We start from the raw sequence: 22,775 nt of genomic DNA on the forward strand, positions 1-22,775 counted from the left end.
GTTTCCCTGATCGAGCCCAGACCAAATGAGATCGCGGCATGCTACCTGGCCATCGCTGCGGCCTCGGGAGCCACGGATGAACCGGGCCGCACGAACACGAAACGGGATATCGCAGATATCTGCGTATCCTCACGGCCATCCTGGCCGATCAAAATGAGGCCTGCTCCGCCATTCGCCACCGTCAGGACGACCGCTTCGCCCGCCCACGTCCCGATCGGCGCCATCCCGATGGTGAGAAACTCACCGATCGGCTGGTCCAAATACTGGAGTCTCAGCTGCGGCGCGATTTCGGCGGGCGCCAGTGCAAGACCGAGCTGTTGTGCACGCGCATAGATTTCCCGCAGCGAAGCCTCGCCTTGAAAGCCGAGTTCGGCAACCGACACGGCAACAAGCTCAACCTCCGCCTTCTTGCGACTCAGAGTGAAGGCCGGTCGAGCGAGTATCTCATCGGCCGCGTTTCCGACGCCACAGCCCATTGCACTCATCGCGCTGCGAAGAGCGAAAGTATCCGTGAATGTTCCTATCCGGATCGTCTTCCACACCAGGACATCTGCAGCGGAGCTGATCGGAATCTCCGATCTGGGAGCCGGCGGATCGACCTTGACCGCCAGCTGTCTCCGCAGAACATCCTGGGCCGTGCATTGAGCCTCGACGCGATCTACGGAAATCAAGCCGAGCATGTTGAAAAGCGACAGGATCGCAAGCGCACTACCAATGCGCCAGGGTGCCGGACGATCGGGCTTTGCGCGGCCTTGCTGCAGGGCAACGTAGTCAATCTCGGCGCGCGTCGCGCCGACATCCATCAACTCCCGATCGCTGAGGGCACAGAGAGCGGTTTGTACCTTCAGCCGTCTTCGGCGCTTCTGCCATGCGCTCCAGACCCGCAGGAAAAGGCTGGTCACTTGCTGCACGGGTGTGGCAGTCCGTCGCACCTGCGCAACGCCGTTGATGGTACTCATCGGCGATATCCCTTGGCGATACCTTTACCGAGGGCAGGATGTCAGGACTTCGCCGGGCACGCTTGACGTGCAGCTTACATTTTCCTGACCGGCGCCTTACTTTACGCCCCAGCAGGTGCAGAGGCGGCTTCATCCAGCGACCGGAGTGGCAATTTGCGCTATCTCTTCGATGAATACGTGCTCGACACGGATCGGCGCGAGCTGCATCGCGGAGCCGATGCTGTTTCCGTTGCGCCACAGGTCTTCGACATTCTCGACTATCTGATCGGCAACAGGGAGCGTGTCGTCAGCAAAGACGACCTCATGAACGCGATCTGGAAGGGGCGCATCGTATCGGAGGCCGCGCTTGCGACCCGCATCAATGGCGTCCGCACGGCAGTCGGCGATTGCGGGGAAGCGCAGCGCCTGATCAAGACGATCCCGCGCAAGGGCTTCCGTTTCGTCGGAGCCGTTCGGGAAGTACGGGAGCCGGATCCTTCAACCGTCCCTCACCGGTCAGAAGCGAGAACAGTGCCCCTCCCGCTACCGGATAAGCCCTCGATTGCCGTACTCCCTTTCGTCAGCCTCAGCTCCGATCCCGAACAGGAGTATTTCGCAGATGGCATCGTGGAGGAAATCACGATGGCGCTGGCTCATTTTCGCTGGCTGTTCGTGATCGCACGCAATTCGAGCTTTGCGTATAAGGGCCGGGTCGTCGACGTAAAGCAGGTCGGCCGCGAGCTTGGTGTCCGCTATGTCCTCGAAGGCAGCGTGCGCAAAGCCGGAAATCGCATTCGAATCGCGGGACAGCTGATCGATGCCGAAACTGGAACGCATCTCTGGGCAGATCGCTTTGAGGGCCCGATCGAGGACATGTTCGATCTGCAGGACAATCTGACGTCCAGTGTCATAGGCGCAATCGCCCCGAGGCTGCAGCGTGAGGAGATCAAGCGGGCAAGGCGGAAGCCGCCCGAAAATCTGGATGCGTATGATCATTATCTGCGCGGGCTGGCGAAATCCCGTTGGTCCAACAACGCAAACACGGAGGCGTTGCAGCTCTTTTGCAAGGCGACCGAACTCGACCCTCGACTGGCTTGTGGCTATGCGATGGCCGCCTGGTGTTATACCCGGCGCAAGGCGAACGGCTGGATCATCGATCCGGCGAAGGAAATTGCGGAAGCCACCCGGCTGGCGCGGAAGGCTGTAGAACTGGGGACAAATGATCCGGTTGCACTGTCCGTGGGTGGATATGCACTCGCCTTCATAGCCCATGAGTTCGACGACGCGGCTGCTTTCGTGGATCGAGCTTTGGCCGACAACCCGAACTTCGCGCAAGCGTGGGCCACCAGTGCCTGGCTGAGGGTTTGGAGGGGAGAGCCGGGTCTCGCCCTCGAGCACTCCGCACGTGCCGTGAGACTTAGCCCGCTCGATCCGCCCATGTACTATGACGCGCAGGGGGCCATGGCTTATGCGCATTTTCTGGCGGGCCGCTATGACGCGGCATCATCATGCGCCGAGAGCGCCTTGCGTGGTCAGACGAGTTTCCTGCTCGTGACCTGCATTGCCGCAGCCAGCAACGCACTCGCCGGGCGGCGTGAACGAGCGCAACGATCCCTCCTGCAAGCCCTTGAATGCAATCCGGATCTTCGTGCCAATCTCGGGAATCTGGCACCGTTTCGCCGGGCGGATGACTTCGCGATCTTCGAAAAGGGTCTCTGCCAAGCGGGCCTTCCGGAAAAGCACGGCGTTGGCCCCCCCTGACGGGGTGGACCAATGTTCGCGGCTTACATTTTCGGGAGCGAAGGCCTATTCTCCACGGATTATTGCCCCCGCGCCCTCGGAGAATAGAGGGCAGGCTTGGAGAATGGTGCCATGCGCTATTTCTTCGAGGACTGTGCGTTGGACACCGAGCGGCGCGAATTGCGGCGCGGGCTCGATGTGGTGCCCACGACACCCCAGGTTCTCGATCTGCTCGAACATCTGATCCGCAGCAGGGATCGCGTCGTCAGCAAGGACGATCTCGTCAACGCGATTTGGAATGGCCGGATCGTATCCGATGCGGCGCTGACGACCCGGCTGAACGCCGTCCGACGCGCGATCGGTGATTCCGGTCAGCAACAACGTCTTATCAAGACATTTCCACGCAAGGGCTTTCGTTTCGTGGGCGCCGTCCACGATGAGGATCGGCAACCAGGAACCACGGCAGCAGTTACGATCCCGGTTACCTCTGCACACGCTGTTGGCGAACGGCGATCCGCCGGCTGGCTGGAGGACCTCAGGGGCCGTTTCAGGCTCGTCGGCAGCGTGCTGGCGTCGGTCGCCGCCATCGGCGCAATTGCCGGCGGCGCTGCCGGATACTGGAATGCCTGGAAGACGGTCCGTGCCGACGCCCAACGGGAAGCTCAAAACATCCAGGCACAGCCGACCGTCAGGCCCGAGATCGCGCCTCGCCTCTCTCTCGTCGTGTTGCCCTTCGCGAGCTTCAACGACGGTCCGGCGCAGGACTCCTTTGCCAACTCCATCTCGACAGGCTTGACGACCGATCTCGCGCGAACGCCCGCCACTCTCGTTGTTGGACGCGACACCGCCTTGGCCTACAAGAAGAAGGCGATCGATTTGCAGCAGCTCGGGACGGATCTCCGCATCCGCTGGGCCGTGCGGGGCGCGGTGAGACGCGACGGAGACCAGGTGCGGGTCAACGTATCTCTAACCGACCTTCAGACCGCCCGCGACATCTGGTCGGATCGGTTCGACGGCGACCTCGCAAACCTGGCCGTCTTGCACGATACCATCGCAGCGCGGCTTCTCTGCGTCGCACACTTGCACCTCCGTCAATATGAAGAAGCCCTTCAACAGTGCAGCCGCTCCCTCAATATGACCGGCACGGATTTTGAGGCCTATATGAGCCTGATCTCGGCGTACGGGTGGCCGGGGCAAATGCAACGGGCACTCGGGGGCAGCGAAAATGCAGCACAAAACACATCCTAAGTCGGCGTTGCGGCGGCCCATCGCGCGTGCCGATGCTCAAGGCAGCTGCAAGGTAACGAGCTCTGTACCCGCGCATTGCGCGTAACCTTGCCCTCCGCCGAAAGATGGGCCACCATCCCCGCGCGCACCATCAACAAGAGCAAAAGCGCAGAGGAAACGCATGGGCAAGCCGTCAGGATTCGACTATGGCTGGGTCGTCGTCGCCGCGGGAGCGCTGATGACCTGTGTCGGCTTCGGCACGATGCTGTCGCTTGCTGTCTTCCTGCAGCCGATCTCCGAAGCGATGGGCTGGTCGCGTGCCGGCGTGTCGGCGGCAGCGACGCTGGATTTCCTCTGCATGGGCGTTGCCGCGTTCTTCTGGGGCACACTATCGGATCGATTTGGCACCCGCATCGTGGTCCTTGCCGGAAGCCTGCTGCTGGGCCTCGGTCTCGTGACTGCGAGCCAGGCAACCAGCCTGTGGCAATTCCAGCTGTTCTTCGGCGTGCTGATCGGCGTCGCTGCCGGCAGCTTCTACGCGCCGATGATGGCGCTCGCGAGCGCCTGGATCGAAAAGAACCGCAGCCTCGCGGTGGCGCTGGTCTCTGCCGGCATGGGCGTGTCGCCGGTGACGATCGCGCCGACCGCAAGCTGGCTGATCTCGACCTATGACTGGCGCACCGCGATGCTGGTGATCGGCTGTGCGGCGTGGGCGCTGCTGATCCCGGCCTGCTTCCTGGTGCGGCCGGCGCCGGCCGCGGCGGGCCCCACAACTGCAGACGCGACGCCGGAAGTAGAGCTGACCGCGGCACAGGCGCTGCGCACGCCGCAATTCATCGCGCTCGCGGCCGCGCATTTCGCCTGCTGCGCGGCGCATTCCGGTCCGATCTTTCACATGGTGTCCTATGCGATGGTGTGCGGCATCGCCCCGCTCACCGCGGTGACGGTCTACAGCGTCGCCGGCGTCTCCGGGCTCGGCGGACGCCTGCTGCTCGGCGCGGCAGCCGATCGCATCGGCGCCAAGCCCGTGCTGGTCGGCGGCCTGTTCGTGCAGGCGATGTGCATCGCGACCTATCTCGCGGTGGCGCAGCTCGGCGAATTCTACGCGCTCTCGGTCGTGTTCGGCCTCGCCTATGGCGGGGTGATGCCGCTCTATGCGGTGCTGGTCCGCGAGTACTTCGGCGCGCGCATCATGGGCACCGTGTTCGGCGCGGTGTCGGCCTTTGCCAGCCTCGGCATGGCGCTGGGTCCGTGGGCCGGCGGTCTCGTGTTCGACAATTTCCAACGATACACGTGGCTACATGCCGGCTCCTTCGCGATCGGGCTTGCCGCCGTCGCGGTGGCGCTGAGCTTTCCGACCAGACGCAAGCAAGCGCTCGACCTTGGCCGCGCCGCGGCCTGAGTGTGAGTTTGCGAGATTGGCGGAGCCGCTGCGTACGCCGGGGCTTGCGGCCATGACGATCGCGCGCAACGACGGAATGTCTCTGCGCGCTTTCCGTCTCCCAGTGCGCGTCATGGATCAGGAGAATCCAACGGCCATAGGCCACGAACCGGAACGATCGCGATAACGAATCATTCGCTGCAACGTCATCGCAACGTCGTCGCCGATCTCTATGCAACTGGCGCGGATAGCCGGGGGCCGACACTACCGCGAAAGCGGCCGTGCACGGCGCACGTTGCGGCCCGGGCCAATGAGGAGATCAAATTGTGAAGAACAATTATTCGGCCAACAGTGACCCGGCTGCGACGAATGACTCATCGCAGGGTTATGAGGTCGGTTCGACATGGATCAACGTCGCTTCCGGCACCGTCTGGCAGTGCCTGAGCGGCGCACGCGACGCGGCCGTGTGGATGAATTTCGGATCCGCATCCGCATCGATCCTCGTGCGTGCCCGCGGCAATCTCGCATCCAGGGCTCCAACGATCTATGACAATTTCGATGCTCCCGACGGGACGCCCGTGCAGGGGCGTGTCAGCCCGACCGGACAAACGTGGTTCTGCACTGGACCCGGCGTGTCAACGTTGCAGATTGTCGGCGCCCGCATGACGGCCCAGGACAACTGCTACAACTACCTGCCAGTCCAGCCGGCACGTTTTATCGACAGTCAGAGGTCGTTTCCTTTCTCCCCGTCCCAGGCGGATCGGGCGACCGCGCCAATGCGAACTCAGTGATGTTCGCCTCTGCAGATACCCAGTTTACGGAAACGCAGGGCAAGTTCTTTCACGCGCAGGTGGCGGCGGATGGCTACACTCTGCAGCAAACCGCGACCGGAACGAAGGGTTTGGACGACGGCGTATTCGGTTTCGGCTTGTGGGAAACGCCGTGGCCGACCGACGGTACGCCGCTGAATTGTTCGATCGAATATGATTTTGTCGGTCGAACGGCCACCATTTTCGGACCGGACGGACATTCCCACACTCATGCGTTTGCTGCCGCGAAGAAGGGTGACGTCGGGATCCAGCAATCCGACATCAACTATGTCGGTTGGCAGCTCGGTCAGACGTCATTTTCCCTCTTCTACTGGATGGTCGAAAGCGGTCCCTCTTTTGCCGGCGCGCTTGCGTCCAGCGGCAATGCTGCTCCGATGGGTATCGTGTCACCGATTTACGGCTCCGGATTTCGCAGGCTCAAGCCTTTCTCGCTCAAGCTCGCGGGCGGCGGCAATGCCTGGTTTCGAGTGATGACGGGAGAAGCCAACGGCAATCCAAACTGCTCGAACTGGGCGATCGCAGGGACGATGCGGCTGGACGCAACCGACTTTAGCGGCGGTACGGGCGGCTTGGCTTCCAATGCCTGGAAGTTCGACTGTACGTCGACGCTGGGTGGAAATTTCCCCTACCCGGATCCCACCCTGACGCACCGGCAGGGCGTCGCCATGAACCAGAACAACCTGATCACGCAGGCGCGGCTGTCCGTTTCACCGTCATACGCCCCGCCCCATGTCGCGCTGGACCTCTTCGTCGTGAACGGATCCCATGATCCGGCGACCGTCACAGGGATCTTTCAGGGATATGGAGAAATTCTTGCCGCGCCTATCCGCGATGTTTCCCCCCTCGACAGCACAAAGGTCGTGACGCTGAATTTCGCCAACGGGACCTGATATCCCAGGGCGTAGCCAAATCGCCGTCTGCGAAGGGTGGAAGCGTCACCCTTCGATACGAAATCCTTTCAGGCAACCGCGAACAGCTCGGTTGCAAAATTGCGAGCTCGCATTCTCAACCTAAAGCGCGATGAGATTGGGATGAATCGGCAACGCGCTTTAGGTTGTGGTTTGATCATGATCTTTCCGGAAAACCGCTGCGCACTTTTCCGTATCACGCTTTAGGCGATTTCCCGGGAGGGTACCGTTAGCGGTGTCGGTTCAACGGCGAGCGTCTTGTCGTCCTGGTGTGTGGGCCGCCGCAAAGAAAAGCTCTTTCGCAGCTTCAGTGCGGGCTTCTCGATGAAGTGCCAAGAGAAGGCCGCGAACAGTGCCGTCAGTACCAGGCTGGTGATGAAATTGAAGGCATTGCTGCGAATATCCGGCAGTAGCCAATTCACGGTTTGCTGGATCGGGCAGGAATAGAGATAGATTCCGTAGGAGTAATCACCCGTGTTGAGAATCCCGAGCCTTGGAAGCGGCGTCAATCCCAAGAAGACCGTGATATAGGCGAGCATCGGTGTGGTTATGGCCTGGACGAGCACCGACGCAATCCAGTCCTGTGTCCCAATGAACTGGATCGCGGCAAGGCCGACGAAGCAACCCGCCACGAGCGACCACCTGAGTGGTATCGCATGCCGGAATTGATAGAAGAGCAATCCAGCCAGAAACGCTGGAATAAGGCGCGCGGAACCACGCTGGGCAAAGATGTAAGTGAGCGAGTCGAGAATGCGACCCGGATGCGGTGCCGTCAGTTGAAGCGCGATGCCGCCGGACACGACGAGAATTGTGAATGACAGCACCAAAAGAGGTCTCTTGAGCAGACCCAGGAGAATGATGGCCGACATAATGAGGTAGCAGAACATCTCATGAGGGACGGTCCACAGCGACCCGTTGACAATCCCCACCTCGTGCCCGTTGAGAAACCTCGTATAGTGGGCGTTCTCAAAGACGCCCGGCAGCTCGTATTGAATGAGACCGACAATGCTGAGGAAGTACCTGAAGAACCGTTCGTCGCTGAAATAGGAGGCGAGATCCAGGCTCGTCACGAGCGGTCCGAGAACCAGCGCCGAGAGAACGATTTCCACGACCAGGGCCGGCATGATCCGGAACCCGCGGTTCAGGATGAACGAGCTGAACGCGAGCCGTTGGGCGCTTCCCCCGATCAGGAAGCCGCTGAGAGCAAAGAACATCGGCAGGATCGAAAACTGAAACATCCAGACCGGATCGAGCGGTGACCACGTTCCGGTAATCAGCGGAGCGTGAATCAGCACGACGCTGACGGCCAGGAATATGCGCAGGAAATCAAAACCAGGTCCAAATCCCTGAACCTCGTCTAGTCGTTAGCCGATGGTCACGGAAGTCCTCTGAATTTCTTTATTGTCATGCCGTGAGTTTAATGAGCTCAGTCGCGGCCGTACCAAAAGCCACGTCATCTTTCGGGAGGGCGCCAAGTTGCATGAGATGGATCGCGCGCGTAATCCTTTGCAGCGCCTTTGCGAAGTTACGATGACACCGGCAAGGCGCTGCGCGTCGCGCCAGGGACCTGCTCTCACCGCCAACATCAACGAGGGCGATTTGCGCGGGCGCAATGACAGGTCCCTCGACTTGCCCCCGATGGAGTCGGGGTCTTCGCCCTTCGAGCTTCGGCGGACACGTCACACGCCGGCGGCACGGCCTTGATCCTCGCCACCAAATAAACCACCATCGTGCCTGACCGCTCACGGCAGAAGGGGCGAGGAAACGCGCATGAACGCAACTCCCGGGTTTGGCCTGGTCGAGCGGGTACGCGCCATCGCACCGCTGATTGCGGGCGAGGCGGAAGATATCGAGCGAACGCGACGGCTGACGCCCGCGGTCGTCAGCGCGCTGATCGAGAGCGGGCTCTATCGCGCGCTTTTGCCGCAGAGTCTCGGCGGTGCCGAGGCCCCCATCGAGATCTTCATGCAGATGCAGGAGGAGATCGCGAAGGCAGATGCCTCGACGGCCTGGTGTCTCGGCCAATGCAGCGTCTGCGCCATGATCGCAGCCTCGCTCGACCACCACACCGCAAATGAGATCTTCAACACAGCTCCCGGCATCCTCGCCTGGGGCGCGATCGCGCATGAGGCGCGTGCGGTCGAGGGTGGCTATCGCGTCACCGCGCGCTGGGATTTCGCCTCGGGCTCGCGGCAGGCGAGCTGGCTGGGGGCGCATGTGCGCATCGTCGGAGCCGACGGCACGCTGCGCAAAAATACCGACGGCTCGCCGGAGGTTCGCACTATCCTGTTTCCCGTTGCGAGCGCGGTGCTGCATGACGTCTGGCAGGCGATCGGGCTCGCCGGCACCGGCACGGATTCCTATGAGGTGAGCGACCTCTTCATCCCCGAGCGTTTCACGGCGTTTCGTGATGTGCCGTCCGCGCTGGTTGAGAAGGGTCCGCTCTACAGGATCGGCACCGGCTCGACCTTCAGCCTCGGCTTTGCCGCGGTCTCGCTGGGCGTCGCGCGCGCGACGCTGGATGCCGCCATCGCCTTGTCGCGGGCAAAGCACCAGTCGCTGGCAGCGAGCGCCATGCGCGACAACCAGGCGGTCCAGGGCCTGATCGGCCGCACCGAGGGCGATCTGCGCGCCGCGCGCGCCTATCTCTATGCGACCGCGAATGCGATGTGGCACGACCTCTGCGCGACCGGCCAATTCAGCCCGGCGCATCGTAGCGCCGTTCGCCTCGCCGCGACCTGGACCATCCATCAGTCGGCCAAGGTGGTCGACGCCGCCTATCACATGGCCGGCGCGACCGCGGTGTTCCGCAGCAATCCGTTCGAGCGGCGCTTTCGCGACATGCACGCCATCGCGCAGCAGATCCAGGCGCGGGATACGCATTATGAGGACGTGGGAAGGCGATCTTGGCGGGCAACTGAGGTGGAGCGCCGGTGAATTCCGACCTCTCCCCGCAAGCGGGGCGAGGTAAGGGGCAGCCCGCCTTACGCCACCATCGCAGCCTTCTCGCCACCATCGATGCCGCGCTGGGCGGCGAGCAGGCTGATGATCTCGGCGTTGGGCCGGGCCTTGCTGAACAGAAAGCCCTGGCCCTCGTCGCAGCCCTCGGCCCGCAGGCAGCTCAGCTCGGCTTCGGTCTCGACGCCCTCGGCGGTGATGGTGACGCCAAGGCCTTTGCCGAGGCTGACGATGGAGCGGATGATCGCCTGGGCCTCGCGGTTGGCGCCGAGATCGCGCACGAAGGACTGGTCGATCTTGATCTTGTCGAAGGGGAAGCTGCGCAAATAGCTGAGGCTGGAATAGCCGGTGCCGAAATCGTCCATCGAGATTCGGACGCCGAGCGCGCGCAGCGCATGCAGCGTCGCCAGCACCTGCGCGCTCTTTTCGAGCAGCAACATCTCGGTGATCTCGAGCTCGAGCCGCCGCGGCGGCAGGCCGGAATGTTTCAGCGCGTCCGTCACCACCGAGAGCAGATTGCCGCTGCGGAACTGGAGCGGCGACAGGTTGACGGCGACGCGGACATCGTCCGGCCAGGTCGCGGCATCCAGGCACGCCCGGCGCAGCATCAGGCCGCCGAGCGGATTGATCAGCCCGGTTTCCTCGGCGACCGGAATGAACTCGGCCGGCGAGACCATGCCGCGCTCGGCATGCGGCCAGCGCACCAGCGCCTCGAAGCCGGTGATGCGGCCGCTCTGGAGGTCGATCAGCGGCTGATAATAAGGGCGCAGCACGTCGTTCTGGATCGCGTCGCGCAGCTCGACCTCGATCTTGCGGCGGCTCTGCGCCCTGGCATCGAGCGCGGCCTCGAAGAAGGCGAAGGTGCCGCGCGCGTCGGATTTTGCGCGCGACAGCGCCATGTCGGCGCTCTTGAGCAGCTTTTCGGAATCATCGCCGTCGCCGGGCGCCATCGCGATGCCGATGGAGGCGCCGATCACCACGGAATGGCCATCGAGCAGATAGGGATCGGCGATGGCTTCCAGCAGTCGCTTGGCCAGCATCACCGCATCCTCGGGACGCGTCAGCCCGCTCTGCACGATCGCGAACTCGTCGGAGTTCAGCCGCGCCAGCGCGTCCTCCTCGCGCAAGGTCGAGCGCAGCCGCTTGGCGACGCCGCGCAGCAGCTTGTCGCCGACCGCGTGTCCCAGCGTGTCGTTGACCGCCTTGAAATTGTCCAGCCCCAGCATCAGCAGCGCGACCTTGTCGGAGCTGCGCCGCATATGCAGCAGCATCTCGTCCACCTGCCGGCGCAGCAGATTGCGGTTCGGCAGGCCGGTCAGCCCGTCGTGCTGGGCCATGAAGGCGAGCCGCGCCTCGGCGCGCTTGCGTTCGGTGATGTCCATCAGCGCGAGCAGCACCGCGGGCCGATCGGCATAGGTCAGTTCGCGGGAATAGATCGCAAGGTCGATCAGCGCGCCGTTGGCCTTGACGTGCTTCCAGGTGCGGGCGGCCTGCTCCTCGCTGGAGTGATCGGTGGTCCAGGGCGGTTCGCTGTCGAAAGCCTGCAACGAGCGGATCTTCAGCTTCTCGAATTCGGCGCGGCTATAGCCGTAATGCGAGATTGCCGCATCGTTGACGCCGAGGATGCGCTCGTCGTCGAGCGCACAGACGATCATCGGGACGGGATTGCCGTCGAACAGCAGGCGGAACGAGGCCTCGCGCTGCTTCAACTCGGTGATGTCGACGCGCAGGCCGACCACGCCGCCGTCGTCGGTCAGCCGCTCGTCGATCAGGATGACGCGGCCGTCCGCGAGCATCTGCTCGTGGCGCGCGCCGGGTTGATAAAGCTTTTGCAGCCGCTCGGCGATCCACTCGTCCTCGTGGCCGGCCGCCTCGGGATAGTCGCCACGCGCGACGCCGATGCGCAGCGTGTCCTCGAGGCGCGCGCCTTCCTCGAACAGATCGGCGGTCTTGCTGTAGATCTCGGCGTATTTCCTGTTCCAGAGCACGTAACGGCCTTCGGCATCGAGAAACACGATGCCTTGCGGCAGGAGGTCGATGGCCTGGCGCAGGCGCTCACGGGATTTGCGGGCCTCGGCAATCGCGGTCTCCGCCTCGGCGCGGCGGCGCAGGAGTTCGTCGCGTTCGGAAGCGGATTGAGGCGCGCGCGCGAAGCGCGGCTTGCGCGGCTGTCGGCGAGCCCGGGCGAGCACGCCTCCCTTTCGCTTTGTTGTTTTTCGAAACCCCAAACTCAACTTGATACGTCCCAGTCGCGCCCAGTGGCCGCAAGTTTTGGGGCAAGTGTCTGAAAAAAAAGTAATCTTGGGTGGCTTGCCGGTCGGCCGCACAGTCTGATGGCCGCAGGAAAGCAGCCCTTATTGCCGCTTTGCGCGGCGCGGCAGCGCCGCCGGGCGCGCCAGGCCCATCACATCGTCGTCATCGGAGAACGCGATGGCGCAAAATTGCGCGCTGCCTTGAATCATTTCCGAGATCGCGCGCCAATGTATACAGAGGGTTGGGAGCACGCCTCCCACGCACGAATTTTGGTCAATGCACGAGAGGGTTATCGCGTCGTTAAACATCGGCCGGCCGCGCGCAGGGAACTGCGACTTTCGGACAATATTTCGGCCGAAGGACTGTTTCTTAACCCTGACGCCGCTTTGCGTTATAAGGATGACAGCATGAGTCCCCGCCGCCTCGCCCCTCTCCTGCTTGTCATGACGTTCCTGACCGCCGGCGCCGCGCTGGCCCAGGACAAGGGCAGCGTCAACCCAAAGCCGCTGCCGCCGCTCGCCAACCCAAACGATCCCAGCATCGGCGCCAAGGAGCTGTTCGCGCGAAAGCTGCTGCCGTCGAAGGGAACGGCTCATGTCATCGGCTCCTACAGCAAGGGCTGTATCGGCGGCGCCGTGCAGATGCCGCTCAACGGCGACAATTGGCAGGTGATGCGGCTGTCGCGTAACCGCAATTACGGCCATCCCGACATGATCGCGCTGATCAAGCGGCTCGCGGCCAGGGCGCACAAGGACGCCGGATGGCCGGGCATTCTGGTCGGCGACATCGCCCAGCCGCGCGGCGGGCCGGCGCTGTCAGGCCATGCCAGCCATCAAATTGGCCTGGATGCCGACATCTGGCTGACGCCGATGCCGGACCGTCGTTTGTCGCGCGAGGAGCGCGAGGACATATCGGCGGTGATGATGGTGCGCCAGGACCGGCTCGACATCGACCCCAAAGTGTTCACACCTGCTCATGTGCTGGTGCTGCGCGACGCGGCGCAGGAGCCGGCGGTGCAGCGCATCTTCGTCAATCCCGCGATCAAGAAGGCGCTGTGCCGCGAGGCCAAGGGCGACCGCTCATGGCTGTCGAAAATCCGGCCGTGGTGGGGCCACGACTATCACTTCCACATCCGCATGCGCTGCCCTGCTGGCTCGAGCGAATGCGAAGGCCAGTCGTCGCAATCCGAGGACGAAGGCTGCAAGGCGTCCGACCTCGCCTACTGGTTCAGCGACGCCGTGCTGCATCCAAAGCCTCCGCCGGAGCCGCCGAAGCCAAAGCCGCCGATGACGCTGGCGCAGATGCCGGCCGCCTGCAAAGCGGTGCTGCACGCGGCGGATGCGAAGCAATAGCGTACGCTGCCCGCCACATTCTCGGTGTCGTCCCCGCGCACGCGGGGACCCATAGCCACAGGGAGCGGTTTGGCACGAGCTGGTCACTCCGAGTCTTCGCCAAACATCTCCCTGTGGGTATGGATCCCGGATCGGCGCGCAGCTGCGCTGCGCTTGTCCGGGATGACAGTGGTGATTCGGGCGCGCGCCCGGGATGACGGACTGATGACTGGCCCCTATCCCGCGAAATGCGCTAGGATCGCCTTACCGCGCGGCCGTAAGCCCGCGGCATCCCGGGATGCGCATCCCGCCGTTCGACAAGCCTGACCGCAAGCCCCGCATCTTTAGCGTGGCCAACGATGAGATTTGACATGCGCGTCCTCACCTTCCTCGCTGCGCTTTTGCTCGGTGCGACCACCGCTCTGGCTGCCGAAGAGCCCAGCGGCTGCGACAAGTTCAAATGGCCGATCGAGCGTGAGCGCGCCGCGCTCACCGCGCCGGCCCGCGCCAAGCTCGCCTCGGGGAGCGAGCAGGCGGCGTTGCCGTCGTCGGCCATCACGCTGGGGCTGGTGGCACCCGCGGACGCAAAGCTGCCGACGCCGCCCGAAAGGGCGCCGAAGGACGGCACCTTCGCGGGCTTCACCAGCATCAAGGCGCCGAAGGCCGGGCTCTACACCGTCAGCCTGTCCAGCGGGGCCTGGGTCGACGTGGTCCAGGACGGGCATTTCCTCAAGCCCGTCGCCTTCAGCGGCGCGACCGATTGCGAAGGCATCCGCAAGACCATGAAATACGAGCTGTCGGCGCAGCCTTTCGTGCTCCAGGTCAGCGGCGCCAAGGACAATTCGCTGTCGATCGCGATCCTGCCGGCACAATAAGTCGCTTGGTTGGACAAACGGCCGCCTTTGATCTGAAGGCTTAGCCTGCTATCTTCGCACCTGCGATATCCCCGCCGGCCGTAAGCCGTTGCGAGGACACGTGGAACAGCGCTTCCGCCCGTCGCACGCCAACCCACCCAACGCCAGATTTGCGCGTGCATTCGCGCGCGCGAACTCGCACGGAGCGCATTCCATGATTCGTATTGCCGGACTTTTCACCGCTTTCGTCCTCCTCGCAGGCGCGAGCCTTTCGCCTGCCGCCGCCGAGGACAAGACCATCACCGTATTCGCCGCCGCTTCGATGAAGAACGCGCTCGACGAGATCGACGCCGCCTACACCGCCAAGACCGGCGTCAAGTTCAGCGTCAGCTATGCCGCAAGCTCGGTGCTCGCCAAGCAGATCGAGCAGGGCGCGCCGGCCGACGTGTTCGTCTCCGCCGACACCGACTGGATGGACTACGCCATCTCAAAGAAGACCATCAACGAGCCGACCCGCGTCAACCTGCTCGGCAACAGCATCGTGCTGATCGCGCCGAAGGACTCCAAGATCGACAACGTCACAATCGCGCAGGGTTTCGACCTCGCAAAGCTCGCCGGTGACGGCAAGATCGCGACCGGCGACGTCAAGTCCGTGCCGGTCGGCAAATATGCCAAGGCGGCGCTGGAGAAGCTGGGCGCCTGGCAGGCTGCGGAGCCGAAATTCGCCATGGCCGAGAGCGTGCGCGCCGCGCTGACGCTGGTGGCGCGTGGTGAGGCCAATCTCGGCATCGTCTATTCGACCGACGCCAAGGTGGAGCCCGGCGTGAAGGTCGTCGGCACCTTCCCGGCGGACTCCCATCCCGCGATCATCTATCCGGTTGCAGCAACGACCACCGCAAAGGCCGAGACCAACGACTATCTCGCCTTCCTGCGCTCGACCGCCGCCAAGACCATCTTGGAAAAATACGGCTTCAAGTTCCTGGTTAGCCCGACGACCTGATATCTACGACTTGATGCTCGAGATCTCTCCCGCCGAATGGACGGCGATCCTGCTCTCGCTCAGGGTCGCCGTCATCGCGACACTGGTCGCAACGCCATTCGGCATTGCGCTGGCATGGCTGCTTGCCCGCCATGACTTCTGGGGCAAATCGGTGCTCGATGCGCTCGTGCATCTGCCGCTGGTGCTGCCGCCTGTCGTTACGGGCTATCTCCTGCTTCTCACCTTCGGTCGCAAGGGACTCGTCGGCGGATTTCTGGCCGACTATCTCGGTATCGTCTTCGCGTTTCGCTGGACCGGGGCGGCGCTCGCCTGCGGCCTGATGTCGTTTCCGCTGCTGGTGCGCCCGATGCGGCTGTCGATCGAGGCGATCGATCGCCGGCTCGAGCAGGCCGCGGAGACGCTCGGTGCGGCGCCCTGGAAAGTTTTCTTCACAGTGACGCTGCCGCTGGCGCTGCCCGGCGTGCTCGCCGGCATGGTGCTCGGCTTTGCCAAGGCGATCGGCGAGTTCGGCGCGACCATCACCTTCGTCTCCAACATTCCCGGCGAAACCCAGACAATTTCCTCGGCGATCTACTCGCTGATCCAGACGCCCGATGGCGACGCGGCCGCGGGACGACTCGTGATCATCTCGATCGTGCTCGCGCTCGGCGCGCTGATCGCCGCCGAATGGTTCGCCCGCCGCGCCACACAGCGCTTGCACGGGAACTGACCATGCTGCGCGTCGACATCGAAAAACAACTCGGCGAATTCTCGCTCTCCGCAACCTTCACCAGCGAAGGCCGCGTCATCGGCCTGTTCGGCGCGTCGGGCGCCGGCAAGAGCTCGCTGGTCAACATGATCGCAGGCCTGCTGCGGCCCGACCGCGGCACCATCGTGATCGACGGCGAGACCGTGGACGATACCTCCGCCGGCATCCATGTCCCGACCTATCGCCGCCGCATCGGCTATGTGTTCCAGGACGCGCGGCTGTTTCCGCATCTCAACGTCGCGCAGAATCTCGACTACGGAAGGCGGATGAACGGCCTCACGCCCGATCCTGCCCAGCACAAGCGCATCATCGAGCTGCTCGACATCGGCGCGCTTCTTGATCGCCGTCCAGGAAAGCTCTCCGGCGGCGAACGCCAGCGCGTGGCGCTCGGGCGCGCGCTGCTGTCGAGGCCGCGCCTGCTGCTGCTCGACGAGCCGCTCGGCGCGCTTGACGAGGGCCGCAAGCTGGAGATCCTGCCCTATCTGGTGCGGCTGCGCGATGAGGCCAATGTCCCCATGGTCTATGTCAGCCACGACGTCGCCGAGCTGCGCCAGCTCGCGACGCAGATCGTGATGCTGAAGCAGGGCCGGGTGACATCGTTCGGCGGGGTGAAGGTGCTGACGTAGCGGTCGTAGCCCACTCGCGTCATTGCGAGCGCAGAGCCCGTGGCTAAACCCCCGCCACCGACGTCCACAAATCCGCGAGCTTGCGCCGCAGCGCCTGCCGGCGCGTCAGCGGCGCGGGCGTTTCCTCGTCCTCCGGCAGGCGCAGGCCGACGACGTTGACGCGGCCGCCGGAGATGCTGCGCGCGACCAGCACGATCTCGTCCAGCGGCAGCTCGGCGCCCTCCTTCGGCGCGCGGTCGAGATGGACGTCGAAATAGTCGGCGAGGGTCAGCTTGCCGTCATCCTCGCCGACCTTCACGCCGTAGATCTCGGCAAGCTCGGCCAGCGTGTGCTCGCCGGAGACCATGAAGTCGCCGAGCAGATGCGGATCAGGTGCCGAGCTCGGCTGCATGTCGACGAAGAAGCGGTCGAGCGACTCAGCCTTTTCCGGCGGGGCCAGCAGATAGATGTAGTCGCCGGGCGCGATCGGATCGGCTTCCGTCGGGGTCAAGATGTTCTCGTTGCGGATGACCAGCGTCGGCTTGGACCAGGACGGGATCAGACCGCGGCGGAAGTACAGGCTCTTGGGCCGCACCGGATAGCCGACGAGCTGCTGCTCGAGCTGGCCGGGCAGATCCAGCTCGACACGGCGCGGACCACGCTCGGCGCGCGGCAACGCCACGTGCAGCTTGCGCGCGGCGGGCGCCAGCGTCCAGCCCTGCAGCAGAAGCGAGATGATGACGACGACGAAGGCGACGTCGAAATAGAGATAGGCCTTCGACAGGCCGACCAGCATCGGGATCGACGCCAGGAAGATCGCGACCGCGCCGCGCAGGCCGGTCCAGGCGATGAAGATCTTCTCGCGCCAGTTGAAGCGGAACGGCGCCAGGCACACGAGCACCGCGATCGGCCGCGCGACCAGCATCAGGACGAATGCGACCTCGACCGCCGGCAGCGCACTGGCGCCAAGCCGGCTCGGCGAGACCAGCAGGCCGAGCAGGACGAACATCACGATCTGCGCCAGCCAGGTCGCTGCATCCAGGAAGGCGACCACCGAATTGTGCGCGCGCGTCGGCCGGTTACCGATGATGATGCCGGCGAGATAGACCGCGAGGAAGCCGGAGGCATGCATGATCTGGGAGCCGCCGAAGATCACGAGCGCGCCCGTGGTCACGAACGGTGCATGCAGGCCCTGCGGCAGCGCAACCTGGTTGAGCGCGACGACGACGAGACGTCCTCCGACCACGCCGACGACGGCGCCCAGCACCGCCTCCTGGATGAACTCCATCGCCACATGGCCCGCCGAGCTCGATCCCAGCGAGATGTATTCGACCAGCATCAGGGTGAGGAAGATCGCGAAGGGATCGTTGGTGCCGGATTCGGCCTCCAGCGTCGCACCGACGCGCGGGCGCAGGCGCAGGCCCTGGGTGTGCACCAGCAGGAACACTGCGGCCGCGTCGGTCGAGGCCACGACGGCACCGACCAGCAGCGATTCCGTCCAGTTGAGGTCGAGCGCGTATTTGGCGAACGGCGCCGTGATCAGCGCGGTCAGAAGCACTCCGACGGTCGCGAGCACGACGGAGGGCGCGAGCACGGTGCGGATGCTGGCAAAGCGCGTCTTCAGGCCGCCGTCGAACAGGATCAGGGCGAGCGCCACCGAGCCGACCAGATAGGTGGTGCGGACGTCGTCGAACTGAAGCTGCCCGGGGCCGGAATCGCCCGCGAGCATGCCGATGGCGAGGAAGACGAGCAGCAGGGGCGCGCCGAAGCGCAGAGCAAGCAGGCTCGACAAGATACCGGCCATGACGAGGACGGCGCCGAGCAATATGGCGAGGCTGACAGAGTCGAGGGAAGCCATCCACCTTCCGGGTACAAATCACTGGAATTGCATCCTTATCGTCGGCAGACTCCCGCGCCAACCCATTTTCTCCCGCTCGCGGCAATCTGCCCGTATTTTGCGGCCTTAACGCGCTTCACTTAGCGGTGTATCGATGGCCCGGCGGCGCCCGTTGTGGGATTCTGCGGCGCCCTCGAATCAAATCCTCCCGCCTGCTTGCCGACGAGACCGATGGACATGGACCTCAAGGACTTCATGGAGTTCGTGCAGACCACCGCGCGCAGCGTCGGGGCGGAAATCTCCTCACCCTGGTTCTACCTGCAATTCGGCCTGATCCTGGCCGCGGCAGGCATCGCCTATGCCGCGGAAGCCGGGGTTCGCAACCGCGTCGACATGACGTCGCTGGCGATCCGCTGGCCGCTGCCGCTCCGGCATTTCGCCCGGGTGATGGTCTCCAGCGCCTCGACGGCGGTGTTCACCCTGATCGTGATCATCTCCCGCGTGGTGATGTATCACGCGACCTGGCCGAGCCGCAGCTATCTCCTGATGGTCGCCGCCAAGCTGGGGCTGGCGTGGCTTGCGATCCGGCTCGTGACCTCGGTGCTGCGCAACGCCTTCATCGTCAAGCTGGTGTCGATCACGGCGTGGTTCGTCGCGGCGCTGTCCATCATCGGACAGCTCGATGCCACGATCGATCTGCTCGATTCCTTTGCGATCGTGCTCGGCGGCCTGCGGCTGACGCCACTGCTGGTGATCAAGGCCGGCGCGCTGCTGCTCATCGCGCTCTGGGCCACCAACATCGCCAGCAATTTCGCCGAGAGCCGGATCAACTCGACCACCGATCTGACCCCGTCGGTGCAGGTGCTGCTGGTCAAGATCATCCGCATCGGGCTGCTGGCCATTGCAATCGTCATCGCGCTCGGCGCGGTCGGCATCGATCTCTCGGCGCTCGCGGTGTTCTCCGGCGCGGTCGGCGTCGGCATCGGTATCGGCCTCCAGAAGATCGTCGCCAACTTCATCTCGGGCATCATCCTGCTCGCGGACAAGTCGGTGAAGCCGGGCGACCTCGTCACCATCGGCGACAATACCGGGCGCATCAGCGCGATGAAGACGCGCTATATTTCCGTCGCCGCCGGCGACGGCCGCGAATTCCTGGTGCCGAACGAGGACCTGGTGACGCAGAAGGTCGTCAACTGGACCTATACCGACAAGAACACGCTGGTGAAGATCGCCTTCGGCACCAATTACGACGCCGACCCGCGGCTGGTCTGCAAGCTCGCCGCGGAGACCGCGGCCGCCCATCCCCGCGCGCAGAAGGGCAAGCCGCCGAACAGCATCCTGACCGAGTTCGCGGAAGCCGGGATGAAGTTCTCGCTGACCTTCTGGATCGCGGACCCCGACGGCATGGATGGCGTCAAGAGCGACGTGATGCTGGCGCTGTGGGAGGCCTTCAAGCGCGAGGGCATCCGGGTTCCCTATCCGGTCCGCGAGATTCGCGTCTGGGGCGGCGCCCTGCCGGTGGAAACCACCGTAGAAGTCCCGAATTAGGCCCTGTTTCGGGCGCAAGAGGCACGCCCGACTTGCATGAGGGCCCGTGATCATTAGATTATGGCCCTGAAATCAAGCCCTTCCGCCGACATCGAGACCAGCCCCGCATGAGCTACGTCGAAGCCTCCGATACCTCCCTGCGCAAGACCGGACAGATCAAGCTGCACGGGCCGAGCGCCTTTGCCGGCATGCACAAGGCGGGCGCGCTGGTGGCGGAGTGCCTCGACGAGCTCACCGACATCGTCGGGCCCGGCGTGCCGACCGAGCGCATCGACCAGTTCGTCCGCGACTTCGCCTTCAGCCACGGCGCCTATCCGGCGACGCTGATGTATCGCGGCTACCGCTACTCGACCTGCACCTCGCTCAACCACGTGGTCTGCCACGGCATGCCTGGCGACCGTCCGTTGAAGGAAGGCGACATCGTCAACATCGACGTCACCTTCATCGTCGACGGCTGGTACGGCGATTCCAGCCGGATGTATGCGGTCGGCCCGATCGCCCGCAAGGCCGAGCGGCTGATCGAGGTGACGTATGAGGCGATGATGCGCGGCATCGCCGCCGTAAAACCCGGCGCCACCACCGGCGACATCGGCCACGCCATCCAGAGCTTCGTCGAGCCGCAGGGCATGAGCGTGGTGCGCGATTTCTGCGGCCATGGCCTCGGGCGCATGTTCCACGACGAGCCGAACATCATCCATATCGGCCGGCCCGGCGAAGGCGTTCAGCTCAAGCCCGGCATGTTCTTCACCATCGAGCCGATGATCAATCTCGGCAAGCCGCATGTGAAGATCCTCTCCGACGGCTGGACCGCGGTGACCCGCGACCGCTCGCTGTCGGCGCAGTTCGAGCACTCCGTCGGCGTGACCGCGACGGGCGTCGAGATCTTCACGCTGTCGAAGCGGCACGGCGAGAAGCAGATCGGGTGATGCCCGGCTCGGCGTCCTAGTGGCGGCGCCGGAATGACGACGGCGGCCGCTTGTAGGTCGCGACAAAGGCATCGTTGAATCTGCGAACGCTGCCGAAACCGGCGGCGAAGGCGATCTCCGCCAATGTCATGCTTGTCTGGTCGATCAGACGCTTGGCTTCCTGCACACGGCGGGTCGCGGCGATCTCGCTCGGGCTCGCACCGGCGTGGCGCATGAACAGGCGGAGCAGATGGCGCGGTCCGACTCCCAGGGCTTCCGCAAGGTCCATCATCGACGCGCGATCCAGGAATCCGTCATTGATCAGGCGCATCCCGCGCGCGACGGTGGTGGCCGTTCCCATCCAGGCCGGCGATCCCGGCGCGGCTTCCGGCCGGCAGCGCAGGCATGGACGAAATCCGGCGCGCTCGGCGGCAGCGGCGGTCGCATAAAAGGTGACGTTCTCGGAGCGAGCGGGGCGAACCGGACAGACCGGCCGGCAATAGATGCGCGTCGAGCGAACGCCGGAGAAGAACAGCCCGTCGAACGCGCGTGCCCGCGCGAGCCGCGCCCGATCGCAGGTGTCCCAGTCGAGATGCGGCGGCAGCGTCTGCCGATGTGCCGAGCCTGTTGCCATGGCGGAAGATTAGCTTCAACGCAGCCCGCCGAGTAGCTGGAATCGGACTCGATCGGGCGATGAGGTCCGAATCCAGCCAGCCTGCGCCGCCGCGCCGGATCATGGTCCCGGTCCATCCCGGAGCAGATTCGCAATGCACACGCAGGCGCAACAAACGACGTCAGGACGAACCACGCTCACGTTCGAGATCGGGCTTCTGCTGCTGCTCTCACTGATCTGGGGCAGCTCGTTCACGCTGATCAAGGTCGCAATCCCGACGATCCCGCCATTCACGATGGTCGCCGCGCGCGTGACGATCGCGGCCATTCTCCTGATCGCGATCGCTAGCGCGCAGGGGCACGCTCTTCCCGGTCGAGGACTGATCTGGGCGGCTTTCTTCGTGCAAGGGCTGCTGCAAAGCGCGCTGCCGTTTACCCTGATCAGCTGGGGCGAGCTGCATATCGCAAGCGGTCTCGCCGGCGTGCTCAATGCGACCCCGCCGATGTTCGTGCTCGCGATCGCGATGATGACCGGACGTGGGCGGCAGGCGATCAGCAGCCGGAAGATCATCGGCGTCGCGCTTGGTCTTGCGGGCGTCGCGGTCACGATCGGCATCGATGCGCTGTCCGCCTTGGGCACGACGGCCCCGCTGGCGCAGGCCGCCGTGCTCGGCGCAAGCCTCTGCTACGCGCTCGCACCGATATGGGGGCAGCGGTTCTCCGGCTTTCCCGCCACCGTCACGGCGGCCGGCGCCATGAGCTCTGCCGCGATCCTCATGGTCCCTGCTGCACTCGTCCTCGAGCAGCCCTGGACGCTGGCACCGACTTCGCACGCGGTCGCGGCCGTCGTCAGCCTCGCGGTGGTCTGCACGGCGCTCGCGATGGTGATCTATTTCCGCTTGATCCGCACGCTCGGCCCACTCGGCACAACCAGCGGCAGCTATCTGCGCGCCGGCTTCGCGGTGGCGCTCGGCACGGCATGGCTCGGCGAACGCTTCACCTGGTCGGCCCTTGCAGGCATGACGCTCGTTCTCGCCGGGGTCATCGCCATCACAATACCCCCGCCGGCGCGGCAGCGTGATCTCGAACAGTGAGAGCGT

At 64.3% G+C, this 22,775-nt stretch carries 19 protein-coding genes; 14 read left to right on the forward strand and 5 right to left on the reverse strand.

The annotated features are described in order from the left end of the window. Window positions 1-41 precede the first annotated feature (41 nt). Complete coding sequence (locus QJT78_RS04685; RefSeq protein ID WP_028148276.1) at window positions 42-959, reverse strand: DUF1127 domain-containing protein; 918 nt, start codon at window positions 957-959, stop codon at window positions 42-44. Between the two features lie 153 nt (window positions 960-1,112). Here QJT78_RS04685 and QJT78_RS04690 point away from each other — a divergent pair, with 153 nt between their 5' ends. The 5 genes from QJT78_RS04690 to QJT78_RS04710 all read left to right on the forward strand — a co-directional run bounded on the left by QJT78_RS04690 (window position 1,113) and on the right by QJT78_RS04710 (window position 7,006). After that, the gene (locus tag QJT78_RS04690; protein ID WP_028148277.1) at window positions 1,113-2,699 is read left to right on the forward strand and encodes a winged helix-turn-helix domain-containing protein; all 1,587 of its coding nucleotides are present in this window, start codon (window positions 1,113-1,115) and stop codon (window positions 2,697-2,699) included. A 111-nt stretch (window positions 2,700-2,810) separates the two neighbouring features. After that, window positions 2,811-3,926, forward strand: coding sequence for a winged helix-turn-helix domain-containing protein (locus QJT78_RS53115; protein WP_028148278.1), 1,116 nt, complete (start codon window positions 2,811-2,813; stop codon window positions 3,924-3,926). A 160-nt stretch (window positions 3,927-4,086) separates the two neighbouring features. Then, the gene (locus QJT78_RS04700) at window positions 4,087-5,307 is read left to right on the forward strand and encodes an MFS transporter (protein WP_028148279.1); all 1,221 of its coding nucleotides are present in this window, start codon (window positions 4,087-4,089) and stop codon (window positions 5,305-5,307) included. 305 nt (window positions 5,308-5,612) lie between these two features. Beyond that, entirely contained in the window at window positions 5,613-6,077 is a 465-nt protein-coding gene (locus tag QJT78_RS04705) for a hypothetical protein (RefSeq protein ID WP_281460183.1), read from the forward strand. Then, window positions 6,077-7,006: a hypothetical protein gene (locus QJT78_RS04710; RefSeq protein WP_028148281.1), complete on the forward strand. Its 930-nt coding sequence runs from the start codon at window positions 6,077-6,079 to the stop codon at window positions 7,004-7,006. The genes QJT78_RS04705 and QJT78_RS04710 overlap by 1 nt, the downstream gene beginning before the upstream one ends. Before the next feature lie 221 nt (window positions 7,007-7,227). On the opposite strand, the gene QJT78_RS04715 is transcribed toward QJT78_RS04710, so the two are convergent. Further along, window positions 7,228-8,346 (reverse strand): acyltransferase, encoded by a 1,119-nt coding sequence (locus QJT78_RS04715; RefSeq protein ID WP_080586533.1) that lies wholly within the window; start codon window positions 8,344-8,346, stop codon window positions 7,228-7,230. A 448-nt stretch (window positions 8,347-8,794) separates the two neighbouring features. Here QJT78_RS04715 and QJT78_RS04720 point away from each other — a divergent pair, with 448 nt between their 5' ends. Next, a complete protein-coding gene (locus QJT78_RS04720; RefSeq protein WP_281460184.1) occupies window positions 8,795-9,961 on the forward strand; it encodes an acyl-CoA dehydrogenase family protein in 1,167 nt (388 codons plus the stop codon). A gap of 47 nt (window positions 9,962-10,008) precedes the next feature. On the opposite strand, the gene QJT78_RS04725 is transcribed toward QJT78_RS04720, so the two are convergent. After that, complete coding sequence (locus QJT78_RS04725; RefSeq protein ID WP_038952084.1) at window positions 10,009-12,174, reverse strand: EAL domain-containing protein; 2,166 nt, start codon at window positions 12,172-12,174, stop codon at window positions 10,009-10,011. A 468-nt stretch (window positions 12,175-12,642) separates the two neighbouring features. Between QJT78_RS04725 and mepA the strand changes: the two genes are divergently transcribed. The 5 genes from mepA to modC all read left to right on the forward strand — a co-directional run bounded on the left by mepA (window position 12,643) and on the right by modC (window position 16,794). Then, on the forward strand, window positions 12,643-13,587 hold the full coding sequence (gene mepA / locus QJT78_RS04730) for a penicillin-insensitive murein endopeptidase (RefSeq protein WP_028148285.1): 945 nt from the start codon (window positions 12,643-12,645) through the stop codon (window positions 13,585-13,587). 350 nt (window positions 13,588-13,937) lie between these two features. After that, window positions 13,938-14,441 carry a hypothetical protein gene (locus QJT78_RS04735; RefSeq protein ID WP_028148286.1) on the forward strand — a complete coding sequence of 168 codons (504 nt, stop codon included), beginning with the start codon at window positions 13,938-13,940 and terminating at the stop codon, window positions 14,439-14,441. 193 nt (window positions 14,442-14,634) lie between these two features. Then, entirely contained in the window at window positions 14,635-15,420 is a 786-nt protein-coding gene (modA, locus tag QJT78_RS04740; protein WP_028148287.1) for a molybdate ABC transporter substrate-binding protein, read from the forward strand. Window positions 15,421-15,433: 13 nt separating this feature from the next. Continuing rightward, window positions 15,434-16,129, forward strand: a complete 696-nt coding sequence (modB, locus tag QJT78_RS04745) for a molybdate ABC transporter permease subunit (RefSeq protein WP_028148288.1) — start codon at window positions 15,434-15,436, stop codon at window positions 16,127-16,129. Window positions 16,130-16,131: 2 nt separating this feature from the next. Beyond that, complete coding sequence (gene modC / locus QJT78_RS04750) at window positions 16,132-16,794, forward strand: molybdenum ABC transporter ATP-binding protein (RefSeq protein ID WP_028148289.1); 663 nt, start codon at window positions 16,132-16,134, stop codon at window positions 16,792-16,794. A 43-nt stretch (window positions 16,795-16,837) separates the two neighbouring features. On the opposite strand, the gene QJT78_RS04755 is transcribed toward modC, so the two are convergent. Then, window positions 16,838-18,631 carry a potassium/proton antiporter gene (locus QJT78_RS04755; protein WP_038952086.1) on the reverse strand — a complete coding sequence of 598 codons (1,794 nt, stop codon included), beginning with the start codon at window positions 18,629-18,631 and terminating at the stop codon, window positions 16,838-16,840. A gap of 210 nt (window positions 18,632-18,841) precedes the next feature. Here QJT78_RS04755 and QJT78_RS04760 point away from each other — a divergent pair, with 210 nt between their 5' ends. Together QJT78_RS04760 and map are read left to right on the forward strand one after the other, a co-directional pair. Further along, a complete protein-coding gene (locus QJT78_RS04760) occupies window positions 18,842-20,158 on the forward strand; it encodes a mechanosensitive ion channel domain-containing protein (protein WP_038942794.1) in 1,317 nt (438 codons plus the stop codon). Between the two features lie 107 nt (window positions 20,159-20,265). Further along, the gene (gene map / locus QJT78_RS04765) at window positions 20,266-21,084 is read left to right on the forward strand and encodes a type I methionyl aminopeptidase (RefSeq protein WP_028148292.1); all 819 of its coding nucleotides are present in this window, start codon (window positions 20,266-20,268) and stop codon (window positions 21,082-21,084) included. 16 nt (window positions 21,085-21,100) lie between these two features. Here the strand turns inward: map and QJT78_RS04770 are convergent, their stop codons facing one another. Beyond that, entirely contained in the window at window positions 21,101-21,697 is a 597-nt protein-coding gene (locus tag QJT78_RS04770; RefSeq protein WP_028148293.1) for an Ada metal-binding domain-containing protein, read from the reverse strand. Between the two features lie 133 nt (window positions 21,698-21,830). Between QJT78_RS04770 and QJT78_RS04775 the strand changes: the two genes are divergently transcribed. After that, window positions 21,831-22,769, forward strand: coding sequence for an EamA family transporter (locus tag QJT78_RS04775; RefSeq protein ID WP_028148294.1), 939 nt, complete (start codon window positions 21,831-21,833; stop codon window positions 22,767-22,769). The last annotated feature ends 6 nt before the right edge of the window (window positions 22,770-22,775 follow it).

This window comes from Bradyrhizobium sp. Mp27 (assembly GCF_029953005.1).
GTDB lineage: Bacteria > Pseudomonadota > Alphaproteobacteria > Rhizobiales > Xanthobacteraceae > Bradyrhizobium > Bradyrhizobium barranii.